Origin of the sequence: Actinophytocola sp. NPDC049390 (assembly GCF_044466355.1) — a bacterium.
In the GTDB taxonomy this organism is placed as follows: domain Bacteria; phylum Actinomycetota; class Actinomycetes; order Mycobacteriales; family Pseudonocardiaceae; genus Actinophytocola.
In genome coordinates this window covers 39,177-63,083 of record NZ_JBITMQ010000025.1, presented here as the reverse complement: position 1 = coordinate 63,083, position 23,907 = coordinate 39,177, and the positions used below count along the sequence as shown (strand labels likewise).

Genomic DNA, 23,907 nt, shown 5'->3' with positions numbered 1-23,907 from the left:
ATCCCTGACGACCTGGAGATGTCGTGAGCACCCCCACACCCGTCACCTACCGCCGCGCGGGGCTCTCCCTGGCCGGTGACCACTGGTCCGCACCACCAGCCACCTCACCGCGTGGCACCGCCGTCCTGCTCCACGGCGCCGGGCAAACCCGCCATTCCTGGCGCCACACCGCCGCCCGCCTCGCCGGGCACGGCTGGACCGCGCTCACCCTCGACGCCCGCGGCCACGGTGACAGCGACTGGGCGCGCCCGCGCGACTACACCATCGACCATCTCGTGGACGACCTCGTCCACATCACCGGCAGCCTCGGCGACACCCCGGTGCTCGTCGGCGCCTCCCTGGGCGGCATCACCGCCCTGCTCGCGCACGCCGACCACACCCTCGCCCGTGCGCTCGTGCTCGTCGACATCGCGCCCCGGATCAACCCCGGCGGCGCCGCACGCATCCTCGATTTCATGACCCGCCACCGCGACGGCTTCGCGACCCTGAACGAGGCCGCCGCCGCGATCACCGCCTACAACCCCCACCGACCCCGCCCCGCCACCACCGACGGCCTCCGCAAGAACCTCCGCCAACACCGTGACGGGCGCTGGCACTGGCACTGGGACCCGCAACTGCTCCAGTTCATCAGCGACACCGCCGCCATCACCGAACTCGCCACCCGCATGGACGCCGCCGCCCGCCGCATCACCATCCCCACCCTGCTCATCCGGGGCGCGCTGTCCGACATCGTCGACCACGACTCCATCGACCACCTTCTCCACCACATTCCCACCGCCGACACCGCCACCGTCACCGACACGGCACACATGGTCGCCGGCGACGACAACGACGTCTTCACCAACCACCTGATCGACTTCCTCAACCGCCTCCTGCCCCTCCCGCGTTACCGGCCGGGGTCGTAAAGGGTCGCGGCGGGGCCAAGGGGTGTGCCGCCGGGACAGCGTCTGGCACCGTTTCTGTTCCGGACTTTGTTCCGGTGGCCTTGCGCCGCTGCCGGACTGCCGGTCCGCGGCTCCCGCGAGGGGAACGCCGACCGGTCCGGCAGCGGCTAGTTCGGGTGGTGGGTTCGCTATCGTGTTACGGACGGTCGTCGCGGGGTGCGGTGATCATCGTGGCTGCCGCCGGCTGGTCACGGTTCTGGGTGCGCAGAGCCTCGTGCAGACGGTCGCCTTCGATGTCGAGGTTGGGCAGGACGTGGGAGAGCCACCGGGGCAGCCACCAGGCGCGGTCGCCGAAGAGGGCCATGACGGCGGGGACGAGCGTCATCCGGACGACGAACGCGTCGATGAGGATACCGACGGTGAGCGCGAACCCGATCTGGGCGATCATCGGTTCGGGGCTGAACACGAACCCGGCGAACACGGCGGACATGATCACCGCGGCGGCCACGACCACGCGGCTGGCCTGTTCGAAACCGTGCACGACCGCGTCGCGGCCGTGGTCGTGGTGGAGGGTGGCCTCGCGCATGGAGGAGACGAGGAACATCTCGTAGTCCATGGCCAGCCCGTACAGCACGCCCGCCACGATGATCGGCAGCAGGCTCAGCACGGGAGAGGTCGCGTCCATCCCGAGGGCCTGCTGCAGCCAGCCCCACTGGAACACCGCGGTCGTCGCGCCGAGCGCGGCGCCGATGCTGAGCAGGAAACCGAGGGTGGCCTTGACCGGCACGAGGATCGACCGGAACACCAGCAGCAGCACGATCAGCGAGAGCGCGAGCACGACCGCCACGTAGAGGGGCAGCACGTCGGCGAGCCGGTCGGACACGTCGATACCCAGCGCGGAGAACCCGGTGACCCCCACAGTGATCCCATCGGTGACGCCATCGGTGACGGGGTCGGTGACGCCGTGGGTGGCCAGTCGCGCGGTCTGGTCGCGTAGGGTCCGGACGAGGGTGGCGGTGGCCTCGTCGGTGGGGCCGGTGGCGGGGATGACGGACAGGATCGCGGTCGTGCCGGTGTCGTTGAGCGCGCCGAGGTTCACCGCGGCCACCCCGCGTGTCGCCGAGAGGTCCTGGTAGAGGCCGGCGAGCCGCTCGGGTGGGATCGCGGTGTGGTCGGTGCTGGTGACCGCGAGGATCAGCGGGCCGTTGTAGCCGTCACCGAACGCGCGGGCCACGGTGTCGTAGCTGTCGCGTTGCGGCGTGCCGGTGTCGTAGCTGGAACCCGCGGGCAGGCCGAGGTTCATGGCCAGGGCCGGCACGGCCAGCACGGCGGCGACCGCGATGGCCGCGGCCCCGCCCACGATCGGCCTGCGGGTCAGGGTGGTGGCCCAGGCGTGTGCCACCGGGTGGCGGGCCCGCTTTCCGGTCCGCTGCCCGGCGCTGCGCCGGGCAGCCGGCGAGCAGATCCGTTCCCCGACCAGACCGAGCAGCGCGGGCAGCGCGGTCAGCGCGGCGAGCACGGCGATCGCGACGGTGGCCGCGGCGACCAGGGCCATCGTGGTGAGGATCTGGATGTTCACTACGAGCAGACCGACCAGCGCGATGATGACCGTGCTGCCGGCGAAGAACACCGCGTTGCCCGCGGTGCCCATCGCCCGGCCGGCCGCCTCGTGCGCGGTCAGGCCCTGGTCCAGGACCAGCCGCCGCTGCCGGTTGACGATGAACAACGCGTAGTCGATCCCGACCGCGAGACCGAGCATCAGTGCCAGCACCACCGTCACCGAGTGCATGGAGAACACCGCGGACAGGGCGAACGCGCCACCGACCCCGACCCCCACCCCCAGCAACGCGGTCACCAGCGGAAGCCCTGCCGCGACCACGGAGCCGAGGGTCAGCAGCAACACCAAGGCCGCCACCACCACGCCTACGAGTTCACCGACCCCCAGCACGTCCGGCACCTGCAGCATCACCGACGAGGGCAACACCTCGATGTGCGCGCTGGCGACCGCGTCCTCGGCGATGCCCACGACCCGGTCGACGGTGCCCGCCGGCAGTTCGAAGGTCTGCCGGTCGAACTGGAACTGAACCAACGCGACGCTACGATCGGCGGACACGACCACCCCGGGAACGGGCCGGCCGTCCATCACCAGCGGCACCGGCGCGCCCGGCGGCGGCGCGCTCGCCGACCGCACCTGCTCGATCGCGCCGGCCGCACGCAGCAGCGGGCTGTCCGCACCTTTCGCGGCCTCGGCGGCCAGCATCCGCCGGGCGTCCACGACATGGTCGGCGCCATAGATCCCGTCGACCGCGGCCAGCACCGCCGCCCGGTTGGCCCCCTCGTCGACGCGCTGCCCGTCCTCGGCGGCGAACGCGATCACGCCCTGCCCACCCGAGGCCGCCGGCAGCGACCTCGCCAGCTGGTCGATGGTCTCCTGCGCCGGAGTCCCGTCGATCCGGATCTCGTTGGTCAGCCGCACGGGCTGCACCACCAGCGCGACCGCGATCACCGCCAGCAGCAACAACCACGCGCCCAGCACCCGCCAGGGCCGGCCGAAGGCGAACCGTCCCACCCGATACAGCAACGTCGACACGTGCACTCCCCGGCGACAAGTGATAGCGAACTCTCGAACCGAGAGTAAGCTATCACCACGAGATGTCGGGTGCGCCCGGGCACCGAGAGGACGATGCGGCGATGGCTTCTAAGTCGATGTCGTCACGCGCGGACGCGCTGTCGAACATCGCACGAATTCTCGACGCCGCGCGCCGGGTCTTCGCCACCGGCGACGGCACCGGGCCCCTCACCCGCATCGCGCGCGAGGCCGGTGTGGGCATCGCGACCCTCTACCGGCACTTCCCCAACCGGGAATCTCTCGCCTGCGCCGTCTACGACCAGATCTTCGCCACCGAGATCGAACCCGCACTCGCCACCTTCGCCGACACCGGCGCGTCCCGGCAGGCCCTGCTCGACGTCGCCGAACGAATCAGCGACCTCATCCTGCGAGAACCCGGCCTGGTCGCGGCGATCGGACAGCTCACCGAGGTCACCGGCGAACTGCTCCGCCGCAGTATGCAGACCCTCACCCCCATCCTGCGCGCCGCCCAGCAAGCAGGCAACATCCGCCCCGACATCACCCCCGAAGACATCCCCGTGTTGCTCGCCCTCGCCACCACCGCCTTCAGCACCACCAACCTCGACCGCCGAACCCGCCGCCGCTACCTGAGCCTGCTGCTCGACGCGCTCAACCCGTCCCGGTCCACCCCGATGCCGCCGCGCTGAACGTCTCGATCAACAGTACGGAGTCGCGTCATGCCCAACCCGCGGGTTGGTCTTGCCCTGGGCGGCGGTGCCGCACTGGGCGCCGCCCACATCGGTGTCCTGCATGCACTCGCCGAGCGGGGCATCGAGCCGCGGATCGTCACGGGCACGAGCGCCGGAGCGCTCGTGGGCGCCGCGTTCGCGGCCGGGTTGCCGCTGGATCTCATCGAGGAGCAGGTCCGCGTGGCGGGCTGGGCGACCTTCGGCAAGTTCACCCTCACACCACGCCTGGCCCTGCTCGACAGCTCCGCCCTGTCGGCCTCCGTCGGTGTGCTCGGCCCAGAGCCGAGGATCGAGCATTTGCCACGCCGGTTCGGCGCGGTAGCCACCGACCTGCGCACACGGTCGTCCGTCGTGCTCACCAACGGCCCCCTCGACCTGGCGCTGCGTGCGAGCATCGCCGTCCCTGGCCTGTTCCCCCCGATCTCCTGGAACGGTCGCTTCCTGGTCGACGGCGCGCTCGCGGACAACCTGCCCATCACACCCGCCCGCGGCCTCGGCGCGGACCTCGTCATCGCCGTGCGGCTACGCCCAGGCTGGCAGTGGCCCGGCACCGGCCGCGTCACCGCCGCGACCGTCGCCGCCGCACGTGACGACGGCGATACTCTGATCATCGAACCCGACCTACGACGACTCTCCCCATGGTCACGAAGGGATGTTCCCCGCATCATCGACGCGGGACGACGCGCCGCCGATACCGCACTGGCCCGGTTCGCCTGGGAGATCGGTGACCAGGACCAGGCATCCTGAGACCGGTTCGAGGCGAGTCCGTGCCGGCGGAACCGACGGACCAGATCACCGAACCAGTCAAGGTCATCGGTTGTCCACCGGCCGCGGTGTCCCGCGCGGTTCTCAGTTGTGGTGTTCGCGGTCGTGTGGTTGGTGGTGGGTGAACATGGCCTGCACCTCGGTGTCGGCGCCGTGGGGGGCGAAGTGGTTGTGGTCTACGGTGAGGAACAGGGCTTCGGCGGTGAACCGGGTGAGGCCGTCGGGGCCGGTGCCGGTGGCTTCCAGGTGCAGTCGCCGGCCATGGCGGTGCTGCAGGCGTGCGGTGATGCGGTGTGGCTGGCCGAGCGGCACCGGCGCGAGGTAGTTGACGGTCAAGGTGCGGGTGACGGCGACTTCTTCCACGAGGTAGAGGACGAACCCGAACAGGTCGTCGCAGGCCGCCGAGATCGCGCCGCCGTGTGCCAAGCCGGGGGCGCCGCGGTGCCGCGGGTCGAAGGTGATGTCGGTGACCACGGTGTCCCCGTGGCGGTGGACGTCCAGGTGCAGACCGGCCGGGTTGTCCGGCCCGCACCCCAGGCACTGCGGGTGGTGCGGCGGCAGCGAGATGGGCATGGGGTCAGCCATTGCGTGTCGATCCTTCGGTAGCGGCCGGCATGGCCGGGTCACGGGGTCGAGATGGGCTTTCGCCGGGTGGCGGCGGCGAACAGGGTGGCGGCGACATCGATGATGTCCTGGCGGTCGACCGGGAGTTCGCCGCTGAGCCAGGCCATGAGCAGTTCGGCGAGGCCGCCGGTGAGCAGGAGACCCGCGATCTGGTCATGGGGTGGGGAGAGCGCGTCGGCACCGTGCAGAGCCTGGGCCTGGGTGGCGATCAGCTGGGCGAACTCGCGCAGCAGTTCGTGACGTCGGGTGCGCAGCGGCTCGGCGGCGGCGGATTCCAGCATGGCCACACGGCCGATGCGCGGATCGCCGGTGAGCAGGTCGACGAACGCGCTGATCGCCGCCGTGGCCTTCGAGTAGGGATCACCGCCGGGGGTCGCCAGAGCGCGCAGCCCGACATCACGGATCCGCGCGGCGACCCGGTCGAGCACCGCCAGCAGCAACTCGTCACGGTGGGCGAAACTCTCGTAGAAGTACCGCTCGGTCAGTCCCGCCCGCGCGCACACCGCGGTCATCGTGGTCTGCCGCCACCCTTCGGTGCCCAGCAGATCCAAACCGGCTTCCAACAGCTGCTCGCGCCGCTGGTCGCGGCGTTGCTGAGAACTGACGCCCCGATAGCTGCGCTTCGGCATCGACATGCACCCATCTTGACATACGTTCCTGTCAGAACCATTCTGACTGTGGTTCCTGTCAGAATTCGGTGGTCGGCAACGGAGGCGATACGACGTGACGCAGCGAGTCAGGACCGTCCGACGGCACGCGGAGACCGTGCCGGCACTAGCCGGTGTGGTGGTGGCGATCACCGGGGGTTCACGCGGAATCGGGCTGGCGACCGCCCAGGCGCTTGCCACGGCGGGGGCCACAGTCGCGATCGGTGACCTCGATGCCCCACCGGGGTGGCTGGCGGGCCAGCACCCCGCCGTCCGTGCCTGGCGGGTGGATGTGACCGACCAGGATGCGTTCGCCGGGTTCCTGGACCAGGTCGAGTCGACCTGCGGACCGCTGGATGTGCTGATCAACAATGCGGGGATCATGCCGTTGGGGTCGCTCGGTGACGAGCCGGCGTCGGTGGCGGCCCGGCAGTTGGAGATCAACCTCCATGCCGTGATCCACGGCAGCCGTGACGCTCTGCGCCGGATGCTTCCGCGTGGGCGGGGACACCTCGTCAACGTGGCCTCGCAGGCGGGCAAAGTTGGCTTCCCCGGCGCGGCCACCTATTGCGCCACCAAACACGGTGTCGTGGGCTTGTCCGAGGCGTTGCGCGCCGAACTGCGGGGCAGTGGGGTGGCGGTGTCGTGTGTGATGCCCACGGTGGTGAGGACCGAACTGGCCACTGGGCTGGGTGAGTCCCCGCTGGTGCGGCCGGTCACACCGCAGCAAGTGGCCGACGCGATCACGGCTGTGGTGCGCCGGCCGCGGTTCGACGTGTACGTGCCGCGATCGCTGGCGGTGGTCAACCGGCTGCTCGCGCTGGCGCCCCGTGCGCTGCGCGACGCCCTGCTGCGGATCTCGGGCGCGGATCGGGTCCTTGCCGGCGCTGACCCGGTCGCCCGGGCTGGTTACGACGCCCGTGCTGTGCCCGGACGCGGGCAGGACGCGATGGCCGACCGGCCGAGGGAACGGGAACGTCCATGACGAGCGACGCGGCCACTCCCGCGGCGGGGCATCGTGGACTGTCGCTCGTGTGCACCGGTGGGAATGTGCATGAGGTGGCGGCGATGGCCGCGGACGCCGAACGAGCGGGGTTCGAGTCGGTGTGGGCGGCGGAGTTCTACGACCGCTCGGCGGTGGTCGCGGTGGCGGCGATGGCCGCGGTGACCGAGTCGATCACTCTGGGGACCGGGATCGCCTACGGGTTCGGCCGGACGCCGCTGGTGCTGGCCGCCGAGGCGCGGGATCTGGACGCACTGTGCGGCGGCCGGCTGATCCTCGGGCTCGGGACGGGGACGCGGCGCATGCAGCAGGACTGGCATGGCCTGTCCGGGGAGCATCCCGCGGCACGGGCAGAGGAACTGGTGCCGCTGCTGCGCCGGCTGTGGCGGCTGGACGAGGGGCCGGTGCGCCACGAAGGCCGGTTCTACCGCGCACACGTCGTTCCGACCGCGCCCGTCGCGGCCCCGACGCGGCCGGCGGTGCCGGTGTATCTGGCCGGGGTGAACACGCGCATGATACGCGCCGCCGGGGCGGTGGCCGACGGGCTGGTCGGTCATCCGCTGTTCACCCCGGAATACCTGCGCCACACGGTGCGGCCCGCGCTGGCAGCGGGCGCCGAACGCGCCGGGCCGGTGCCGGTGGCCGGGTATGTGATCTGCGCGGTGGATCCTGACGAAGACCGTGCTCGCCGGATGGCCGCCGCGCAGATCGCGTTCTATGCCTCGGTGAAAACCTACGATTCCATCCTCACTCTGCACGGCTTCACTGACGAGGCGGGCGCCATCCAGGCAGCGCGTCGCGCTGGTGACCTGGAGGCGATGGTGGCCGCGGTGTCAGACCGGATGATCGACACCATCGCCGTGGCCGGCACCCCTGAGCAGGTCCGCAGCCAGTTCGCCGCCCGGTGGGCGGGCTTGTACGAGCGGACCTTGCTGTATCCGTCTTCCTTCGCCGGCCCGTCGGCCACCACCGCCGTGCTCGACGCCTTCGCCCCACTCACCCGCACGCCTACCACATAAGGAGAGCCGTCATGGTCCACATCATCGAGCGCACCACCCAGGCGGCGCGGCAGCGCCTGTCCTCGGTGCTGGTCGCACCAGCACCCCAGGCGGTCGACGAGGCGTGGCGCCGGTTCAGCCGCCGCTGGCCCACCACTGACCTGGCCACCCCACCCGAGGGCAGCGGCCTGCGGCCGGTCCGCGGCGACTACGGCCCGCCCGTGGTGGGGCACCTGCTCGACTACATCCGCTTCGGCACCGAGTTCGGCCGCGAACGCTACGACCGCTACGGACCGGTCACCTGGATGGGCGCGTTCGGCACCCGCGTCGCCGTCGTGGCAGGCCCCGAGGCGACCCAGCGCGTGTTCACCAACGCCGACAAAGCCTTCTCCCAAGCCGGCTGGCAGTTCCTGATCGACCGGTTCTTCCACCGCGGGCTGATGCTGCTCGACTTCGACGAGCACAAGATGCACCGCCGCATCATGCAGCACGCCTTCACCCGAGACCGCCTCGCCGGCTACACCCACCAGGTCAGCCCGCGCGTGCGCGCCACCATCCCCACCTGGCCGACCCAACGGCCCGTGCGGCTGTACTGGCTGCTCAAACGTCTCACCCTGGACATCGCGACCCAGGTGTTCATGGGCGGCCGAGGCGGCTCCACCGACACCGAACGGATCAACCAGGCGTTCGTCGCCACCGTCCGCGCCGCCAGCGCACTGGTGCGCGCCCCGCTGCCCGGCACCCGCTGGCGCGCCGGCGTACGCGGCCGCCGAGTCCTCGAAGACTACTTCGCCCAGCACCTGCCCGCCGCCCGCGCCAGCACCGGGGAGGACCTGTTCGCCGCGCTGTGCCAGGCCACCACCCCCGAAGGTGAGCACTTCAGCGACGACGACGTCATCAACCACATGATCTTTCTGATGATGGCCGCCCACGACACCGCCACCATCACCACCACCGCCGCCGCCTACTACCTCGCCACCCACCCCGACTGGCAAGACCGCGCCCGGCAGGAATCCCTCGCCCTCGGCGACGCCCCCCTCGACATCGACGCCCTGGACAACCTCGACACCCTCGACCGCGTCATCAAAGAAGCCCTCCGGCTACTGGCCCCCGTACCCCTCGTGATGCGCAAAACCGTCACCGACACCGACATCCTCGGCCACTACCTGCCCGCCGACACCCTCGTCGCCCTCGCCCCCGCCATCAACCACTACGTGCCCGAATACTGGACCGACCCCGACACCTTCGACCCCGACCGCTTCGCCCCACACCGCCGCGAAGACCACAGTCATCGCTTCGCCTGGCTCCCCTTCGGCGGCGGCGTGCACAAATGCATCGGCATGCACTTCGGCACCCTCGAAGTCAAAACCATCCTGCACGAAATGCTGCGCACCACCCACTGGACCATCCCCCACGGCTACCACATCCGCTGGGACAACACCTCCCTCCCCGTGCCCTCCGACGGACTACCCATACACCTCAACCCACTCTGACACCCCAACCGCGACACGAGCGCACCTGCGTCCACCGATCACGAGGACACGGACACCTCCCGGCCGGTGGCCAACCCGAAAAGGGGACCGTCTCAGGCAAGCACGATCCCCAACGGCAGGACCTCCGCAACGAAGAGCACTCCGGCCGGCACCCAGCTCGGTTACTCGGGGCCGGCGGTGCGTTGTCCTTGGCGCAGGCGGCTGGCGACGTAGCTGGCGCGGTCGCCGCCGTTCTCGCGGTGCCAGGCGCTGGCGGTGGTGTCGGCGACGCCGAGCAGGTCGGCGAGCATCTTCCAGTGGACCGCGCCGACCAGCGAGAGCCAGGCGCCGTTGCGGGCGGTGCGGACGCTGGGGACACCGAGCTTGCGCAGTCGAGTCTGGAGCGTGGCTGAGGTGATCGGCCGGTCGGGGCGCAGCCCGGGGAACAGGTAGGGCGTCGGGCGGTGCCGCAGCGCGCCGGCGAGCGGGCGGCGGTTGGTGACGAGCCGGTGCAGGAGCGCGGAGAGCCGGGGCCGCAGCCACAAGGGGTCGCGACCGAGTCGCAGGCCGAGGATGCCGGGTTCGTCGGGATGGGCGAGGACATCGTCGGCGGTGAGGTTGACCAGGCGCCAGCAGCTTTGGCCGTATTGCAGGACCAGACAGCCGGCGACCCGGTCCGCCAGTGGCAGCGTGTCGTCGGTCTCCAGCGTGACGGCGAGCAGGACACGGTCGGTGTCGCTCATGATCTCCCGGTCGCCGGTGTGGCGCGAGGTGCCGATCGCGATGTGGGCCGGGGCCAGGCCGTTGGTCGCGGCCCACAGCAGGAACGAGCGGGCATGGTGCTGGCGGGGCCGATTGCGGATCAGCCAGCGGTCCGCCACGGGTTGGGTGAGAGTGGCCAGGCTGGTGCCGCGGGTGCCGAGGTAGCTCAACAGCAGGCGGGCGGTGTCCAGCTTCCGGCGGAGGTGTTCACGCTGGTAGTACGTGAAGCCGGCGTCCTGCTCGGCGTGTTGGTGGGCCAGCGGCATCAGGTGCCATCGGGCGTAGCGGGCCAGGATGGTCTTGTCGTGCGGGGTGGTCACCCGCTCCAGCAGGGTCTGGACGTCGCGGGTGAGCTGGGCGAGTTCTTCCTCGCGGGGTTCGAGGAGTTCGGCGAGCACCAGCAGGCCGCGCAGGTGCTGCACGGCGGTGGTCTGCCGCAACTCGTCGAGCGCTTGGTGGGTGCAGGCCAGCTCGCCGGTGACCATCCGGCGGATGAGTTGCCCGCCGGGCCGGCGCAGGTACAGGGACAGCGAGTAGGGGTTGTCGTAGTTCTCCAGCAGCTCGGCCAGCGGCGCCAACCAGGCGGCCGGTCGCCCGTCGGGTTGGGTGAACACCTCGCCCAGGTCGCGGCGGGCGGTGCAGGACGGGCACTGGCCGCGCAGCAGGCGGCCCATCGCTCCGCAGGTTGGGCAGTGGTAGGAGAACGTGACGCCCGCGCAGTCCGGGCACAACGGTCCGGCAGCCTCGCGGCGGAACACCCCGGCCAGCTCACCGCAGCGGTGGCAGCGCTCGTGCGTGAGTCGTACGGCGTCCACACAGGACAGGCAGACCGGGCCTTCCGGCCAGTGCCGTTCAGCGCGGGCTGTGGTTCCGCACCGGGCGCACGGGACCTGGGCGGCCAGGTGGCACGGCACGCACCTGGCCACGCCGTCCGCACCGGGCATCGGCATCGACGGTCGTTGCCCGCAGTCGTCGCACGGTGGGCCGGGCCGTACCACTTCCCAGCACGCTGTGCACCACGGTCCAATGTGGTCACGAGCGCACACGACCTTGCGGGCGCCACAGCCCGAGCACGGTTCGGCCTGCGCCCGCCGGCGGCAGCGGTCACACCACGGTTCGCCGTCGGCGTCGCGGTAGGCCACCAACCGGGTCCGGCCGCAGTTACGGCACGGCTGACGCGGAATAGCCCGCTGAGCGCAGGCCCGGCAGACGCCGGTGCGCACGGTCCCGACCTTGCGGGTCTTGCCGCAGCGCGGGCACAGCACCTTCGGCGCACGCCGGTTGTCGCACCTCTCGCACAGCGGGCCCTCGTCGGTGAGCCGAGCCGCCGGCTTGTCCTCACCGCAGTCGACGCAGCGGCGCGGTGGCCGTTGATGCGCGCGCTGGTAGCACGCCTTGCACACCGGCCGCTGCTCGTCGCGGATGGCGACCGGTGCCGTCCGGCCGCACCGCGAGCAGGGTTCGGCCAGATGCGCCTGGCGGCACCGCTCGCACCACGCTCCCTCCTCGGTGTGAGCGGCGGCCAAGACGGTCTTGCCGCAGACCCAGCACGGCTTGCGGGGAAGGGTCTTGCGGTGGCAGGTGTAGCAGACCCGGCCCTGCGGGGTGTTCTTCGTGGCCTTCATCGTCCGCCCGCACACCGAGCAGGGCTGCGGGACGCGCCGCTCGCGCTGCCAGCACCGCGAACACACCGGCTGCCCGTCGCGCCGTGCGGCCACCCGCCCGGACCGGCCGCACAGCGAGCACGATTCGGCGAGGCGCTTTCCGTTGCAGTTCCGGCACCACGCCCCCTCGGCTGTGCGTCCGATCGGAACGGTCAGTCGACCACACCCGACACAGGTCTCCTTGTCCCGGCGGGCGTGGTAGCAGGTATGGCACAGCCCGCTGGTGACCAGAGACCGGTCGCGTCCACAACCGGCGCAGACACCACGCCCTTTCCCCACGTGCGTGCCCCGGTGCCCGGTCAGCTCTCGGCGTCGAAGAAGTCCGCGGACAACAACGGCATGTCCGGCACAGCCGGCCGCGGGCCACGGCGCGGCGGCTCGTCGGCGGCCTGCTGCGGCTCGATCTCCACCGCCAAGTCCTCGAAGCGGCAGTCGAGTATCTTGCACAGGGCCAGGATCAACTCGACCGGCATCTTCGGCGGACGCTCGGCCCGCACCAGCCGGTAGATCGAACTGCGGTCGAACTCGAAGCCATACCTACGCAGTTCCGGGATCAGCTTCGTGGTGGTGTACCAGTTCTTGCGGACGGCCATCAGCTCGCGCAGCCGCCATTCGTAGCGCGGCTGCTGGGCACGCAGGCCGTCGTTCTGCTCGTCCGGCCCTGGCCGGGACACGGCGTTCATCGCACCCTCCTCCGACCGCGGGCAGGCTCGCCCGACGCATGATCGGTGATGTCGTCGCTGAAGTCGTCGTCCATCTCCGCCTCCGTCTCGGCCATCGCGAAGCCGCGCTGCAAGGCGGCCTCCTCGGCCGCGTCCAGGTGCTCACGGACCTTCAGGTTCTTGAACTCGCTGCTGACCGCCGTGTAGATCGCCGTGGTTGCCGCGTGGGAATGACCGACCTGGTCGGTGACGAACTGACCGTCGTAGCCGGACTCGATCAACCGGGTCACGTACGTGTGCCGCAGGCAGTGCGGACCCAGATAGTCAGGCAGCCCCGCCAGTTCGCGCCAGTGCTGGAAACGCTGGTTCACCGCCCGCTCCGAGATCATCTCATCGCGCTCGGTCGGGAACATCACACCGTCGTCCTCGCGATCGACATAAAACAGCGGGCGCACGTTCGCCAAGTAGACCCGCACCGTCTGCACCGCCCACGGCCACACCGAGATCACCATCCGCCGCCGGGGCGGCTGCCCGGCGCTGGGCTTGCCCCACCGCACCGCCAGCGCCGCGTGGTCGCCGAACTCGGGCAGCTTCGCCTGTCGCCGCCAATCGTGCGTCTCCAGCCGTGCTGCCTCCCGGCGCCGCAACCCCCAGCCATACAACGTGGTCAACAACGCCAGGTCACGGGCCGCGGTCAACGCGCCCTTGTGTCCCTCCGTGCGCAGCCGCTGGATCTCCGGTTCCATGCAGCCGAACAGCCGCCGGATCTCCTCGCGGGTCAGCGGCCGGTTCCCGCTGGGCCTGCCGATGTACTCCTGTGCATGACGAACCGCGTTCAAATCCCGCAGCGCGAACGAGTTGAACCGGCCGAACAGCTCCTGACAGACCTGCGGCCACTCGTAGGCCGGATCACTCAGATACGCCAGATACAGCGCGAGATCGTTCTGATACTTACGCATCGTCGAGTCGGCCACGCTGTCGGCCAGCATCGCCGACCACCGATCGAACAGGCCCCGGTTCCACGCCGGCTCCCACGGGTAGCCGTCCGCCACCACCCGCACCTGGCGAGCGATCCGCAACCGCTGCCGCACCGTGTCCTTCGACAACCGCCGAGCCCGCTGATGATCAGCAAACCCTTGCAGAGTCTTCTCGAACACCGCCTCTGCCGGACGCAGCATCGACACGCCCGGCACCACATGCAACGTGGCAACCCCGGGCACTGTGGACATCGGGCCGCCACGGCTGACGTCCGTAGTCCATCGACCGTCAACCAATCGTCACCCTCCGCAACAGAGATCGTCGCAGATCTCTGCAAGTTGATGCGCTGGAAGCACCAATAGAGCGTAGGATACACCGTGTTGACGATCGTGTGGCCCCGCACCTCGATCAACACGGTGGGCACGTGATAGAAACTTGGTCGCCGCATGTACCGGCCAGGCGCCAGATCGCGGGCTAACCTCGTCGGGCCGTGATGCAGCCAGTGCAACATTGCTCGAACTTCTTCAGCCGTGCCCGCGACTCCTCGGCGCGCAGGCCCATGCAGTTCAGCACGCGGGCCGGACGGCCCAGATCACCGAGCTCGGCGACCAGTTGCGTGATGAGTTTCCTTGCAGGGCCTCGCTTCTGATCCGAAGTACAGTAGCGAGCCGAGGCCGAAGGCCAGCGCCCGCGGCGGCGAACCTGGTCGAGGAGCAGCCCTTGCTCGCGGTGGCGTTGTTCGTAGCGCACCCCGTAGTGCTCAGCCTGGGTGCGGGCGAGTTCACTGGTGCCGGGCCATTCGACGTGGCCGAGCGCGCAGTGCAGGACGGTGATGCGATCGAGGACTCCCGCAGTCTCGGCGAGGGTACAGACCTCGTCGAGCATTGCTTGTGAGTCCTTGCCGCCGCTGCTGTTGACGAGGATGACGTCATAGGCGGTGAGGTCCGGCATTTCGGTGGTTGATGCGTGCATGAGTCACCTCTTCATCAACGTGACGCGATTCGGTGTCCTGAATGGACGAACGGCGGCGCTGTCCTACGGTGCGCGAAAGGCGCGAGCGCGGGCCGACGGTCGCGCGATCGGTTTGTCAGCCCTCGAACGTGACGTCGCCCTGGATGCAGATGCGCAGTGGAACTGTGCTGTCCTTGTCGTTGCGCAGCAGCCACGACTCGGTGTCGTCGAGATCGATGAGACTCGGACCTGCCGGCTGGCCGGGTCGACGTAGAGCGCGACGTGGACTCCGGCGACGGTGATCGTCGGCCGTTCGTCCTCGTTCGTCATCGGCTCGAAGATGGCTGCACGGTTGGCCGTATCGGCGACGCTGGACAGATCGGTGTTGGCGGTGCTGTTCATGATGATCTCCTCCGAAGGCGGGCGACCCTCATCGCCGGCCCGCGCGGACGCAGGCCGGTGTGGCGTGGGTGCGGGTGGGGTGGTCTGGCCGCGTGGCCGGGGAACCGCGGTACCTGGTGCTAGCGGGCGGCGTCTGGGCCGCGCTGCGCCGCGGTGATGTCGCGGTGGTCCGTGCTGCGGTAGCTGGTGTCACGGTTGCTCGTGGGCGTCCAGCCCAGCGCGGCCAGCAGCGGCCGGACACCGGCCCACCAGCCACCAGGAAACCGCCGGAAGAGCCATTCCTCGGCGGTGTAACGGTCTAGGTCGGCGTTGGGCCGCGGGATCACGATCGAGGTGGGACTCAAGCTGAGCAGGTCGATCGTGATCACGAGAGCGCGGAAGGTGCCGCCAGAAGCGGGACCGATCATGCTGGCGCTGGGTGCTGCGTTGATCAGCGCGGCGTGGTACCGGGTGGCGTCACCGGGGGCCCACCACGCCCAGCGCGGGCGTTCCGTGGGGACGTCGATCTCGGCGATGAGTTGCCGGGCATCGTGAATGTCGTTGGTAGTCATGGCGGTTCGAGCTCCTTCGGATGTGTATCAGCCCATGCAGCGCGATGCCCTCCCCGTGGCGAGTTGGTGCTGGGGAGGGCATCGCGCTGAGGTGCGTAGCTGGTGGCCGGAGTGGTCAGAAGTGGCGGTGTCGCCGGATGGCATGCTCGACAGCGATGGTGATCGTGTCGCCGTTGGTCTGCGCGCTCGCCTGCTGGTAGAGCGGCCAGGACCAGACGCAGTCGCGCCCGTCGCAGTAGATGCGGACGTGCCCGTCGTCGTTTTCCTGGAGTACCAGGGGAAGGCGGTGCCGCTCGGGCTCCGGCCGCCGGGGCGCGTTGCCCGGCAGGGTAAGGCGTGAGCCGTCGTGAAATCCCACGTCGACCCCGCGCTCGGCGAGGTGCTGCACGACGTGGCTGACCAGGTCTTGCGCGTTGACCTTGCCGACGGCCGAGCCGGGCCGAGCGGGGTTTTCGAGGTAGTTGTGCACCAGGTCTTCCAGCGTTTCGACCAGAAGCATCGGTGAGTCCTTTCGCGAGAACGGGTTGCCTGCCGGGAGCGATTAGCCCCAGTTGCGGTGTTCGCGGTTCCACTTGGCTTCGACCTTCGGCGCCAGTTCGGCGCGCAGGTCGTCCTCGGTCCGGCCGTGTTTGGCGGCGAGCGCGGCCAGGATGAGCTGCGCATCCTCGTGGTACTCGGCGATGGTGTCGCGGTGGAACGCCACGTTGCGCTTGGCAAGGAGCCGGGCGTAGGACAGCGCGTCGATGTAGGAGCGCCGCGCGGTGAACTCGGTGTCGATCTGCCCGTATTGATTGGTGCGCAACGGCGTTCCGTCGGGTGCGGTGATCGCTTTGGCGGCCTTGGCTTTCGCGCGTTCGGCCTTCTCCGCTTCCCGCGCGAGTTGCTCGGGGGTCTTGATCCGGCTGGGCCGGTTGCGGACCTCGACCGGCGCGCTGGGGTAGCACTCGGTGCACGCGGCCTTGCCGGCCTGCTCGACGATCTCGGTCTCGTCGTGCCCGGAGAGCTGGGTGAGCCAGGCGAATCGGGTGGACGGGAAGCACGTTCGGCACTGCATGGTGCGGTGGACGTGGCCGCCGGTGTTGAGGACCAGCCAGGCGCGGGTCCAGCCGCCTCGGCGTTCGAACTCCGCATCGAGGGGGCGCGCGGCGGCCTCGCACTCGGCGATCGTCTGGCGGGTCTGCTCGATCCGGGGCTGCAACTCGGTCGCGTACTCGTCCATCCCGTCGTTCACCAGACGGCGGACGCGGGCGGTGAGCCCGTTGACGGTGTCGGTGGCCTTGGCATGCTCGATACCGAGCCGGGCGAGCTCTTCGTCGATCTCGGACGGGGTTGCGGTCGTGGGGTCGTCGATGGGCATGGTGGTTCACCTCGGAACGGGTTCGGGCCAGGCCGTGTCGGCCAGGCGGGGGCGTGGGAAGGCGTCGCCGGTGCGCCAGGCGCGGATGGCGGGGGCGAGTTCGCTGGTGACGGCGCGGTCGAGGTCGCGGATGTCGATCGCGGTCCGGCCGGTGCGGCGGGCGTCGGCCCACAGGTCGAGGACCTTGGTGAGGCTGTCGGCCAGCAGCGCGGTCGGCGCGGTGGGCGGGTAGTCCTCGGCGACCGCGGCCAGCAGCCCGGCCTCTCGGTCAACGGCATGCCGGGGGTGGTGTAGTGGTCGAGCTGGCGGACCGGCAGCGTGACCACGTTCTCGGGGCCGGGCTCGGCGCCGGCCAGAGTGACCGTGCCGAGCTGGACGTCGGCGCCGAGTTGGAAGACGTAGACCCAGAGGCCCATGCGGGTGGTCGCGCGGGTGAGCGACTGGCGCGGAAGGTGGCGGGCCCGTGCCACGTCGAGCGCCTTGGCGCGGTTGGCGGGCACGGTGAGCACGTCGTCCAGGTGGGCCCGTGACAGGTCGAGGCGGTCGTAGAACTTCACGAACACGAGGGACTCCCCTTTCGGTGTGGTGGCGCGGGTTCAGGCGCGGGTCTGGGCGAGCGCGCGGGGTGGCAGGGCGGTGGTGGTCCAGCCGTAGAGGTCGAAGACCTGGCGGGCGTGGGAGCGGCAGTAGAGGTCGAAGGCGCCGCCCTGGCCGGCGTGGGTGGCGCGGCGGTGGCAGTAGCGCGGGGGGTCGGCCGTCGCGAACTCGGTTTGCCAGGTGCACGCGCGCAACCGGTGGACGCGGATGACGAGGCCAGGGCCGCCGTTGATGCCGGCCCAGCGGCCTCCGTCGACGTCGGTGGCGTGCCAGACGTAGCGGGTCCACATCCCGCCGGACGGGGTGTAGGTGCGCCGGCCGACCTGGTGGACGTCGTGGGGGTCGATCGTGGCCAGGTGCCCGCCGGGCCAGGTGGTCAGCGCGCGACCGGCCGAGGACACGTAGGCGACGAACGTGTTCGCGCGTGTCATCGCGTGGCGTTCGCGTTCGTCCGAGCACGGGTAGCAGCTCGTGGCGCCGGTGGTCGGGTCGATCGCGCGGCCGGTGCCGATCCCGCTGGGGTCCGGGGTGGGCGGGTGGCCGCAGTCGAGGACGTCCGCCACGGGGGCGGTGAAGGAGGTGGTCATGGCGGCATCGGTCCCTTCAGGCCGGTGACGAGCGGAATCGGGAATGCGTAGGTCGGCCGTTCGGCCACCGGAGGCGGCTCGAACGGCCGGAGGTGATCAAGTGAGGTGTCCGAAGGTGGCCAGCAGCCGGGCGAACTCGGCCACCCGGTCGTGCGGGACGCGGACGGTGAACACCGAGTCGGACGCGCCCGAGCGCACGCAGACGCGTCCGTGGACGCCTGCGTCGACCGTGCCGAAGTGGAAGTCGGTGGCCTGGTCTCGGCGCTGTACGCCCAGGCGGGCCGCGACGGTCGCGGCGAGTTGCTCGCGGGCGGCGGCGATGCCGTCGCTGGCGTGCTTCTCGTCCCAGGCCGCGTGCAGCGCGGCCTCGTAGTTCGGCAGCAGCCGGCGCCGGATCTCGTGGGTGATCATGTCGGGCGGTTTGCCCTGGTCGACGGTGATCTTGTGGTCCTGCTTGTGGTCCTGCGGGACGTGGTTGCGCAGGAAGCCGAGGTGACCGGTGATGATCAATCGGCCCTGGTCGGTCTTGCGGCCGGTGGTGGTGCCGTCGATCAGGTCGAGGACCTGATCGTTCGGTCCGGCGAGGTGTGCTTCCGAGCCGTCGTCGGCCTTGCCGGTGTAGGCGCGCCACCCGGTTCCGAGGTGCTCGGCGACGGTGTGCGCGAGGTCGAGGGTGGTCATGGAGTTCTCCCGTGGGTCGGCGGCCAGCCCGAGACGCGCCGGCCGAACTGGTGGTGAGGTGCGGCGGCAACCGGCGCACGACGGGGCGCCGGCCGACCGTCGACGGGGACGGCCGACCGGCGGGAAAGGAGAGACGGAGGTCAGCGGCAGTGGCCGGTGATCTGGACCAGGTGGGCCATGTCGACCACGGGCCCGGCCCAGTAGCGGACGTGGGCCGGTTCGTTGCCGATTCCCCAGACGTAGAGCCGGAAATCGGGATCGCTTGGGCAGGCCCACACGGAGCGCTGACCGGGCCCGTTGGGCGCGGGGGCGCCGTGTTCGTCGCATCGGTCATCGACGACCAGGCCCCCACCCCAGGACGACCGCAGGTGCGCGAACACCCGGACGTACGAGGCGTCGAACGGCGCGGTGTGTGCTTCCTGCCGAGTCGCTGCCCATTCGGCCAGTGCGTCCGCGGACAACGGCCGGCGGGAGGTGATCACGGCGCGCACGGCGTCGGCGTCGGTGAGCCGCCCGTGGTCGCTGCTGTCCGCGTAGGCCAGTGCGCACGGCCCGGTGAACCACAACGTGATCCACTGCGGGCCGCGATGCCAGCCGCGCGCATAGCCGCGCCGGTCGCCCAGCTCGGTGATCGGGATCGGCGGCAACACGCCGTCAAGCCCCCGGTCCGGTCGGGGCGTCCACCCGTGTGCGCGGAGATCGTCGTCCACGGTCGGGTAGATCATGTCTGTGGTCCGGGCGCCGGAGTAGCCGCGTGCCGCGCGGCTCAAGGTGTCCGCCAAGCCGTTCATGCGGCCGGTGACGTTGCGCAGGCCCTGCACCGGCATGGGGTGCGAGCTCAGCGCGTCGTCGTGCAGGTCGGCGACCTGGCAGCGGAGTTCCTCCGCGAGCCTGGCGAGGCTGGTGAGGCTGCCGGCCTGCACGCGGTTCACCGTCTCCAGAGACTCGGCTCGTGCGCGTTCCCGGTCGAGTTCCGCGCGCAGTGTGTCCAGGGTGGTCGGGTGGTTGGTGGTCATTGTGGGTGCTCGCTTTCGTCGGTCGAATCGCGTGAATGTGCGGAGGTGATGGGAAAGGGGGTCACTGTTCGGCGAGCACGCGGTCGAGCTGATCAAGGAAGTAGTCGACGTCCGTGTTCGGGCGCATCGCGTCGCCCGACGGCATCCAGTCGAAGTCGTCGACGTAACCGGTGCTGGCGACCTGGTCGAAGGTGTCGACGTAGTCGGAGTGGTCGCATTCGCAGCAGTCCGGCGCGGTCACCGGGTACAACTGACTGCCGACGTTCCGCGACGCGGTGGCCAGCGCGCGGTCATGGAAGGTTGGCGCGGTGTAGGTGGCAATCGCGGTGACCACACGAGCGGCCGGGAATCGGGCGAACAACTCGGCCAACACGTCGTAGTGGGCGTGCCAACACGCCGAAATCGTGCGGCGCCTGCCGTTCGGGCCGGTGCCCTTGCCGAACACGGACGCGCTTCCCTTGGCGCCGGAGCCTCCCGTGTCGGTGGCGCGGAGGGTGAACGTGGCGCGGGGGCCGGCGCGGTTGCTGCGATCCTCGCCCGTGCGCACGGTGATGTTTCCGTCGTAGAGCGCGCTGGACACGTCGCGTACGACGTGGTGAATATCGGTGAGGGACACGCCGTACACGAACATGGTTGAGCTCCTTTGCTGATTCGGAAACGGTGGTGATGACGTGCGCGCGGATGAGTCGAACAATCCGCAACGGAAAATCAGACCGTTGCAACCGTTGCGCGCGGGTGAGAGCTGCGCGGCGCCCGTCATGAACGGGCGCCGAGAAACGCGGCTGACTATCGGTGACATGTCCGGGCGAGCTGGACTGTGGTTAGATCCAGGAATCGACGCGGTGGACGGTTGCGCCGCATTTCTTGGCGACGTAGTCCGCAGCGTCCGCCAGGGTTGAGAATCGGTAGCGGTAGGCGGACAGCGGCACCGGAGTGGGCGCCCCGTCGGTAGAATCGATGCGCCAACGTCCGCGCGGTGCGCGTTCGCAGGCGACGAACGCGCATCCGTCACGGGTGAACGCGACCGCGCTATCGGCGTCCTGTTCGCCGTAGGTGTCGTCAGTCATGACGTAGCCGTTTTGGGCGTACTGAAAGTGGAGCTCAACGACGTTGTCCGTGTCGGTGGACATGTGGTCTCCCTTGGCGTTGTCCGGTCCTGGGTAGGTCGCGTGCGCGGGTTCAGGCCCAGCGCGGTTGGAATTCCTCGGACAGTCCGTCAAAGGTCCACGCGCCGAAAATGCGGAACTGTCCACAACGCACGCGCACGTGTCCGCGCGGGACACAACCGCTTGGGGTGAACGTGGTGTGTTCGCCACGGCGATAGGCGCCGCGTGTAGCGGTGACCAACACGGCGATTTCGCCGCGCGTGGCGTACCCCGTCACCTTGGCCGGCACGAGTCCGGAGAAACTGTCCAGGAAGATAAGATCACCGATCCGAATAACAGTCATCCGAATCGAATCGCGTTGCGTGTCAGTCATTGCGAGACCTCCCTCGGGATGCGTTAGGCGGCGGACTGGTAGCCCGTGCCGGGGCAATTGGCCAGATGGGGCAGGTAGACGGTTCGGAAGTCGTTCCACGCGCGTTCGGAATTCGCGCGGGCCCGGTTGCGTCCCCGGTCCAGCCGGTTGGGGCCGCGCCGTTGTTCGGCTTCCTGGTTGAGCCGTTGACGGGCGAGCCAGGTCACGGCCTGCACCTGGTGTGCCGAGACCCGTTGTCCCGTGCGTGCGGAGATCAGCTCCGCGGCACGGCGGTACAGGCTCACCACGTGGTCGTACTGCCGACGGGAAACCGTTCCGTCCTTGCGACGGAACCCGTTCACCGGCGCGGAGTCGTACTCCTCGGACGTGAGCGCGCGACCGTGCGCCACCGACAGCGCGTGCCGGTCGATCACCACGCGCGGGTCATCCGGGTCCTGATCTCCGCCGAACTCGATCAGGTGGGCAAAGTCGCGGATCTTGGGACCGTTCAGGATGTCCTCATACCGCTCACCGGCGAGCAACCGGTCAGCCGCGCGTTTCTGCCCGGTTGTGGCGAACATCCCGGAACCGGGCCCACCGATTCCCTTACCCTCGCGCAGTACGCGAGCGGCATTAAGGACATTGCCGATCCATCCTTGCTGGGGCGAGTAGATCGCAAGCATTCCGGCGCCCAGATGCGCGTCACCGTTCGTGATGGCGGTTGCCACGTGGTGCGCGTCGGCATACCAGCGCATTCCTTGCGCGATTTCGTCGGGTGTGGCCTGTTCCCAGTGCCACACGATGTTTTCGTGGCTCACGGGGTGTGCCCGGAACCATGGATGATCGCTGGGGGCAGGCATGACAATTCAGTCCCTTTTAGGTGTGATTCACGGTCACCGGCGAGTCGTCCCACAAGCGGGACCATCCCGATTGCGCGGGACGCGCTCCGACCGTTCGTACGTATTTGTCCAGGGCGAGCAATTCGCGTCGCGCTTCTCCGACGTCCAATTGCCACAGTTCACGGGAGATCTCATCCCGCACGCGGTCAACGTCAATCGCGCCCGATGACGCGAGGGAATACAGAGCGGACGACATACCGCCGTGCCACTCGGACGCGATACGCCGCGTTTGCCCGTCGCTGATCATGACGATAACTGCACTCATGGTTTGCCCCTTGATTCACGCCGCGACCGTGACCGGAATGGATTCCATGGCGGAAAAATCGAAAATGGCGAGCTGTGCGGTTTCCCGCGCGAGCGTCATTGCCTCGGACAGATCTGCGGTCACGACGGAAACGTCCAGGTAGACGCGACCGGTCGCAGGGTCGCGCCATCCGCCGAGAACGCGACCGGGCAGCGAAAGAGCGTCTTTCGCTTGCCCGATGTACTCATGCAGGTCGTTACTGGTCACGGGACCGTCGAAAACGCGTTCGTGTTCCGGGTGTACGGCAACCGCATAGCCGGTACGGACGTCGGAACCGTCGTCAGGCTTGACGGAAAAGCCACCGTCGGGAACGGACAGAGCGTCCGCCATGGCGCTAATCCGGGCGGACCAATCGATCAGAGACATAGTCATGGCGGTACTCCGTTTCGTGTACGAAAGTGGTTGACTGGCAGCGATTCAGGCCAGTTGTGAACTGGCACCGAAACGCGCAACCCTCACCATTGCGAGATCTCCGCAAAGGGGACACATCCTGTATCCGTGCAATACGGCACTACTCGCGTGGTGAGGGTTGCGCGTTCCGATGGCACATTCCCTGAATCTCTAAAACTGTTGAGATAAGCCGTTATGTCTAGCGCGCAACGCAAGGAACCATGCCCGTAAGGGTTTAGCGTGCTATGGGCAGGCGAGAGCGACGCTCTCAAGCCAGAGGAACCCAATGTCGGCAACCGCCTAAAACAACCCCGAACGCCTACACATTGCGACGTTTTTCGGTGCTAGACCACCATTGACTTATCTTGGGGACACACCTGTGGCAGGCATGCCATTTATGCGCGCTACTCCGCTCTATAGCAAGAGCTATACAAATGGTGCTGCAAGCGCAGTTACTACACATTCCCTCTCGGAAATGAGCGTTTGGCTACGCGTCGTTCACCATTCCGCTCTGCACGGATTCGCTGCTGACCGCACGGCCCAAGCCGCTGCCCGCGCTATACGGGACTTAAGGTTGTTGTCATTAGGAAAGTTGCCGTGGTGATCGACTCGCAGGGACGCCGTGCCCTGGTCCTCGTCGCCCCCTCGGTAGCTGTCCTGCTGACGTGTCTATTAGACACCCAAGTAGGACACTCTGCAAGAGGGAATGCCCTCGCTGTGACCTTGCCGTTACATGATCTTGTGAGAGTGCAGGTCAGGCGGTATTCGTGCCGGCAACGCGCGGCTGCATAGGGAGGCGAGCGAAGCGAGCGACCGGCGCGGCAGAGGCCCCAGCGGACGCGACCGGCGCGGCAGAGGCCCCAGCGGACGCGACCGGCGCGGCAGAGGCCCCAGCGGACGCGACCGGCGCGGCAGAGGCCCCAGCGGACGCGACCGG

At 69.2% G+C, this 23,907-nt stretch carries 26 protein-coding genes; 7 read left to right on the top strand and 19 right to left on the bottom strand.

Annotation, left to right across the window (positions count from 1 at the left end; translation table 11 throughout):
• The first annotated feature begins 23 nt into the window (after positions 1–23).
• Positions 24–905, top strand: coding sequence for an alpha/beta fold hydrolase (locus ACIBVP_RS43175; RefSeq protein ID WP_396112380.1), 882 nt, complete (start codon positions 24–26; stop codon positions 903–905).
• Between the two features lie 175 nt (positions 906–1,080).
• Here ACIBVP_RS43175 and ACIBVP_RS43170 read toward each other — a convergent pair whose 3' ends face one another.
• Positions 1,081–3,474 carry an MMPL family transporter gene (locus ACIBVP_RS43170; protein WP_396112379.1) on the bottom strand — a complete coding sequence of 798 codons (2,394 nt, stop codon included), beginning with the start codon at positions 3,472–3,474 and terminating at the stop codon, positions 1,081–1,083.
• A 101-nt stretch (positions 3,475–3,575) separates the two neighbouring features.
• On the opposite strand from ACIBVP_RS43170, the gene ACIBVP_RS43165 reads away from it, so the two are divergent.
• Positions 3,576–4,160: a TetR/AcrR family transcriptional regulator gene (locus ACIBVP_RS43165; protein WP_168524157.1), complete on the top strand. Its 585-nt coding sequence runs from the start codon at positions 3,576–3,578 to the stop codon at positions 4,158–4,160.
• A gap of 30 nt (positions 4,161–4,190) precedes the next feature.
• Entirely contained in the window at positions 4,191–4,949 is a 759-nt protein-coding gene (locus tag ACIBVP_RS43160; protein WP_168524155.1) for a patatin-like phospholipase family protein, read from the top strand.
• A gap of 102 nt (positions 4,950–5,051) precedes the next feature.
• On the opposite strand, the gene ACIBVP_RS43155 is transcribed toward ACIBVP_RS43160, so the two are convergent.
• Both ACIBVP_RS43155 and ACIBVP_RS43150 read right to left on the bottom strand, forming a co-directional pair.
• On the bottom strand, positions 5,052–5,552 hold the full coding sequence (locus tag ACIBVP_RS43155) for a PaaI family thioesterase (protein ID WP_168524153.1): 501 nt from the start codon (positions 5,550–5,552) through the stop codon (positions 5,052–5,054).
• 38 nt (positions 5,553–5,590) lie between these two features.
• The gene (locus ACIBVP_RS43150; protein ID WP_168524151.1) at positions 5,591–6,226 is read right to left on the bottom strand and encodes a TetR/AcrR family transcriptional regulator; all 636 of its coding nucleotides are present in this window, start codon (positions 6,224–6,226) and stop codon (positions 5,591–5,593) included.
• A gap of 148 nt (positions 6,227–6,374) precedes the next feature.
• On the opposite strand from ACIBVP_RS43150, the gene ACIBVP_RS43145 reads away from it, so the two are divergent.
• The 3 genes from ACIBVP_RS43145 to ACIBVP_RS43135 are packed head-to-tail and all read left to right on the top strand — an operon-like array spanning position 6,375 to position 9,732.
• The gene (locus ACIBVP_RS43145; RefSeq protein ID WP_396112378.1) at positions 6,375–7,223 is read left to right on the top strand and encodes an SDR family oxidoreductase; all 849 of its coding nucleotides are present in this window, start codon (positions 6,375–6,377) and stop codon (positions 7,221–7,223) included.
• Positions 7,220–8,260 carry an LLM class flavin-dependent oxidoreductase gene (locus ACIBVP_RS43140; RefSeq protein WP_168524149.1) on the top strand — a complete coding sequence of 347 codons (1,041 nt, stop codon included), beginning with the start codon at positions 7,220–7,222 and terminating at the stop codon, positions 8,258–8,260. Before ACIBVP_RS43145 ends, ACIBVP_RS43140 begins: the two co-directional genes overlap by 4 nt.
• An 11-nt stretch (positions 8,261–8,271) precedes the next feature.
• Complete coding sequence (locus tag ACIBVP_RS43135) at positions 8,272–9,732, top strand: cytochrome P450 (protein WP_396112377.1); 1,461 nt, start codon at positions 8,272–8,274, stop codon at positions 9,730–9,732.
• Positions 9,733–9,893: 161 nt separating this feature from the next.
• On the opposite strand, the gene ACIBVP_RS43130 is transcribed toward ACIBVP_RS43135, so the two are convergent.
• The 8 genes from ACIBVP_RS43130 to ACIBVP_RS43095 form a co-directional block, all read right to left on the bottom strand.
• The gene (locus ACIBVP_RS43130) at positions 9,894–12,098 is read right to left on the bottom strand and encodes a hypothetical protein (RefSeq protein WP_396112376.1); all 2,205 of its coding nucleotides are present in this window, start codon (positions 12,096–12,098) and stop codon (positions 9,894–9,896) included.
• 338 nt (positions 12,099–12,436) lie between these two features.
• Entirely contained in the window at positions 12,437–12,820 is a 384-nt protein-coding gene (locus ACIBVP_RS43125; protein ID WP_168523965.1) for a helix-turn-helix transcriptional regulator, read from the bottom strand.
• Positions 12,817–13,977 (bottom strand): tyrosine-type recombinase/integrase, encoded by a 1,161-nt coding sequence (locus ACIBVP_RS43120; RefSeq protein WP_396112385.1) that lies wholly within the window; start codon positions 13,975–13,977, stop codon positions 12,817–12,819. Before ACIBVP_RS43120 ends, ACIBVP_RS43125 begins: the two co-directional genes overlap by 4 nt.
• Positions 13,978–14,251: 274 nt before the next feature.
• Positions 14,252–14,749, bottom strand: a complete 498-nt coding sequence (locus tag ACIBVP_RS43115) for a hypothetical protein (protein WP_396112375.1) — start codon at positions 14,747–14,749, stop codon at positions 14,252–14,254.
• A gap of 63 nt (positions 14,750–14,812) precedes the next feature.
• Positions 14,813–15,130 carry a hypothetical protein gene (locus ACIBVP_RS43110; protein WP_168523969.1) on the bottom strand — a complete coding sequence of 106 codons (318 nt, stop codon included), beginning with the start codon at positions 15,128–15,130 and terminating at the stop codon, positions 14,813–14,815.
• A 119-nt stretch (positions 15,131–15,249) separates the two neighbouring features.
• Positions 15,250–15,681, bottom strand: a complete 432-nt coding sequence (locus ACIBVP_RS43105; protein WP_168523971.1) for a hypothetical protein — start codon at positions 15,679–15,681, stop codon at positions 15,250–15,252.
• Between the two features lie 115 nt (positions 15,682–15,796).
• A complete protein-coding gene (locus ACIBVP_RS43100; RefSeq protein WP_168523973.1) occupies positions 15,797–16,180 on the bottom strand; it encodes a hypothetical protein in 384 nt (127 codons plus the stop codon).
• 42 nt (positions 16,181–16,222) lie between these two features.
• Entirely contained in the window at positions 16,223–17,038 is an 816-nt protein-coding gene (locus ACIBVP_RS43095) for a hypothetical protein (protein WP_168523975.1), read from the bottom strand.
• Positions 17,039–17,331: 293 nt separating this feature from the next.
• On the opposite strand from ACIBVP_RS43095, the gene ACIBVP_RS43090 reads away from it, so the two are divergent.
• Positions 17,332–17,568, top strand: coding sequence for a hypothetical protein (locus ACIBVP_RS43090; protein WP_168523977.1), 237 nt, complete (start codon positions 17,332–17,334; stop codon positions 17,566–17,568).
• Between the two features lie 66 nt (positions 17,569–17,634).
• Here ACIBVP_RS43090 and ACIBVP_RS43085 read toward each other — a convergent pair whose 3' ends face one another.
• The 8 genes from ACIBVP_RS43085 to ACIBVP_RS43050 all read right to left on the bottom strand — a co-directional run bounded on the left by ACIBVP_RS43085 (position 17,635) and on the right by ACIBVP_RS43050 (position 22,946).
• Entirely contained in the window at positions 17,635–18,222 is a 588-nt protein-coding gene (locus ACIBVP_RS43085; RefSeq protein ID WP_168523979.1) for a hypothetical protein, read from the bottom strand.
• A gap of 96 nt (positions 18,223–18,318) precedes the next feature.
• Positions 18,319–18,903, bottom strand: coding sequence for a hypothetical protein (locus ACIBVP_RS43080; RefSeq protein ID WP_168523981.1), 585 nt, complete (start codon positions 18,901–18,903; stop codon positions 18,319–18,321).
• A 140-nt stretch (positions 18,904–19,043) separates the two neighbouring features.
• Positions 19,044–19,919 carry a hypothetical protein gene (locus tag ACIBVP_RS43075; RefSeq protein ID WP_168523983.1) on the bottom strand — a complete coding sequence of 292 codons (876 nt, stop codon included), beginning with the start codon at positions 19,917–19,919 and terminating at the stop codon, positions 19,044–19,046.
• A gap of 61 nt (positions 19,920–19,980) precedes the next feature.
• Positions 19,981–20,679, bottom strand: a complete 699-nt coding sequence (locus tag ACIBVP_RS43070) for a hypothetical protein (protein WP_396112374.1) — start codon at positions 20,677–20,679, stop codon at positions 19,981–19,983.
• Between the two features lie 61 nt (positions 20,680–20,740).
• Positions 20,741–21,049 carry a hypothetical protein gene (locus ACIBVP_RS43065; RefSeq protein ID WP_168523987.1) on the bottom strand — a complete coding sequence of 103 codons (309 nt, stop codon included), beginning with the start codon at positions 21,047–21,049 and terminating at the stop codon, positions 20,741–20,743.
• 49 nt (positions 21,050–21,098) lie between these two features.
• On the bottom strand, positions 21,099–21,398 hold the full coding sequence (locus ACIBVP_RS43060) for a hypothetical protein (protein WP_168523989.1): 300 nt from the start codon (positions 21,396–21,398) through the stop codon (positions 21,099–21,101).
• A 23-nt stretch (positions 21,399–21,421) separates the two neighbouring features.
• Positions 21,422–22,195: a hypothetical protein gene (locus tag ACIBVP_RS43055; protein ID WP_168523991.1), complete on the bottom strand. Its 774-nt coding sequence runs from the start codon at positions 22,193–22,195 to the stop codon at positions 21,422–21,424.
• A 361-nt stretch (positions 22,196–22,556) separates the two neighbouring features.
• The gene (locus ACIBVP_RS43050; protein WP_396112373.1) at positions 22,557–22,946 is read right to left on the bottom strand and encodes a hypothetical protein; all 390 of its coding nucleotides are present in this window, start codon (positions 22,944–22,946) and stop codon (positions 22,557–22,559) included.
• Positions 22,947–23,907: the final 961 nt, after the last annotated feature.

Coding starts and splice junctions, on each gene's coding strand:
- ACIBVP_RS43125 (WP_168523965.1), bottom strand. CDS start 12,820: ATGAACGCCGTGTCCCGGCCAGGGCCGGACGAGCAGAACGACGGCCTG.
- ACIBVP_RS43160 (WP_168524155.1), top strand. CDS start 4,191: ATGCCCAACCCGCGGGTTGGTCTTGCCCTGGGCGGCGGTGCCGCACTG.
- ACIBVP_RS43110 (WP_168523969.1), bottom strand. CDS start 15,130: ATGAACAGCACCGCCAACACCGATCTGTCCAGCGTCGCCGATACGGCC.
- ACIBVP_RS43050 (WP_396112373.1), bottom strand. CDS start 22,946: ATGTCTCTGATCGATTGGTCCGCCCGGATTAGCGCCATGGCGGACGCT.
- ACIBVP_RS43140 (WP_168524149.1), top strand. CDS start 7,220: ATGACGAGCGACGCGGCCACTCCCGCGGCGGGGCATCGTGGACTGTCG.
- ACIBVP_RS43100 (WP_168523973.1), bottom strand. CDS start 16,180: ATGCTTCTGGTCGAAACGCTGGAAGACCTGGTGCACAACTACCTCGAA.
- ACIBVP_RS43135 (WP_396112377.1), top strand. CDS start 8,272: ATGGTCCACATCATCGAGCGCACCACCCAGGCGGCGCGGCAGCGCCTG.
- ACIBVP_RS43130 (WP_396112376.1), bottom strand. CDS start 12,098: ATGAAGGCCACGAAGAACACCCCGCAGGGCCGGGTCTGCTACACCTGC.
- ACIBVP_RS43165 (WP_168524157.1), top strand. CDS start 3,576: ATGGCTTCTAAGTCGATGTCGTCACGCGCGGACGCGCTGTCGAACATC.
- ACIBVP_RS43070 (WP_396112374.1), bottom strand. CDS start 20,679: ATGACGGGCGCCGCGCAGCTCTCACCCGCGCGCAACGGTTGCAACGGT.
- ACIBVP_RS43095 (WP_168523975.1), bottom strand. CDS start 17,038: ATGCCCATCGACGACCCCACGACCGCAACCCCGTCCGAGATCGACGAA.
- ACIBVP_RS43105 (WP_168523971.1), bottom strand. CDS start 15,681: ATGACTACCAACGACATTCACGATGCCCGGCAACTCATCGCCGAGATC.
- ACIBVP_RS43155 (WP_168524153.1), bottom strand. CDS start 5,552: ATGGCTGACCCCATGCCCATCTCGCTGCCGCCGCACCACCCGCAGTGC.
- ACIBVP_RS43085 (WP_168523979.1), bottom strand. CDS start 18,222: ATGACCACCTCCTTCACCGCCCCCGTGGCGGACGTCCTCGACTGCGGC.
- ACIBVP_RS43080 (WP_168523981.1), bottom strand. CDS start 18,903: ATGACCACCCTCGACCTCGCGCACACCGTCGCCGAGCACCTCGGAACC.
- ACIBVP_RS43065 (WP_168523987.1), bottom strand. CDS start 21,049: ATGTCCACCGACACGGACAACGTCGTTGAGCTCCACTTTCAGTACGCC.
- ACIBVP_RS43115 (WP_396112375.1), bottom strand. CDS start 14,749: ATGCACGCATCAACCACCGAAATGCCGGACCTCACCGCCTATGACGTC.
- ACIBVP_RS43150 (WP_168524151.1), bottom strand. CDS start 6,226: ATGTCGATGCCGAAGCGCAGCTATCGGGGCGTCAGTTCTCAGCAACGC.
- ACIBVP_RS43120 (WP_396112385.1), bottom strand. CDS start 13,977: ATGCTGCGTCCGGCAGAGGCGGTGTTCGAGAAGACTCTGCAAGGGTTT.
- ACIBVP_RS43060 (WP_168523989.1), bottom strand. CDS start 21,398: ATGACTGACACGCAACGCGATTCGATTCGGATGACTGTTATTCGGATC.
- ACIBVP_RS43075 (WP_168523983.1), bottom strand. CDS start 19,919: ATGACCACCAACCACCCGACCACCCTGGACACACTGCGCGCGGAACTC.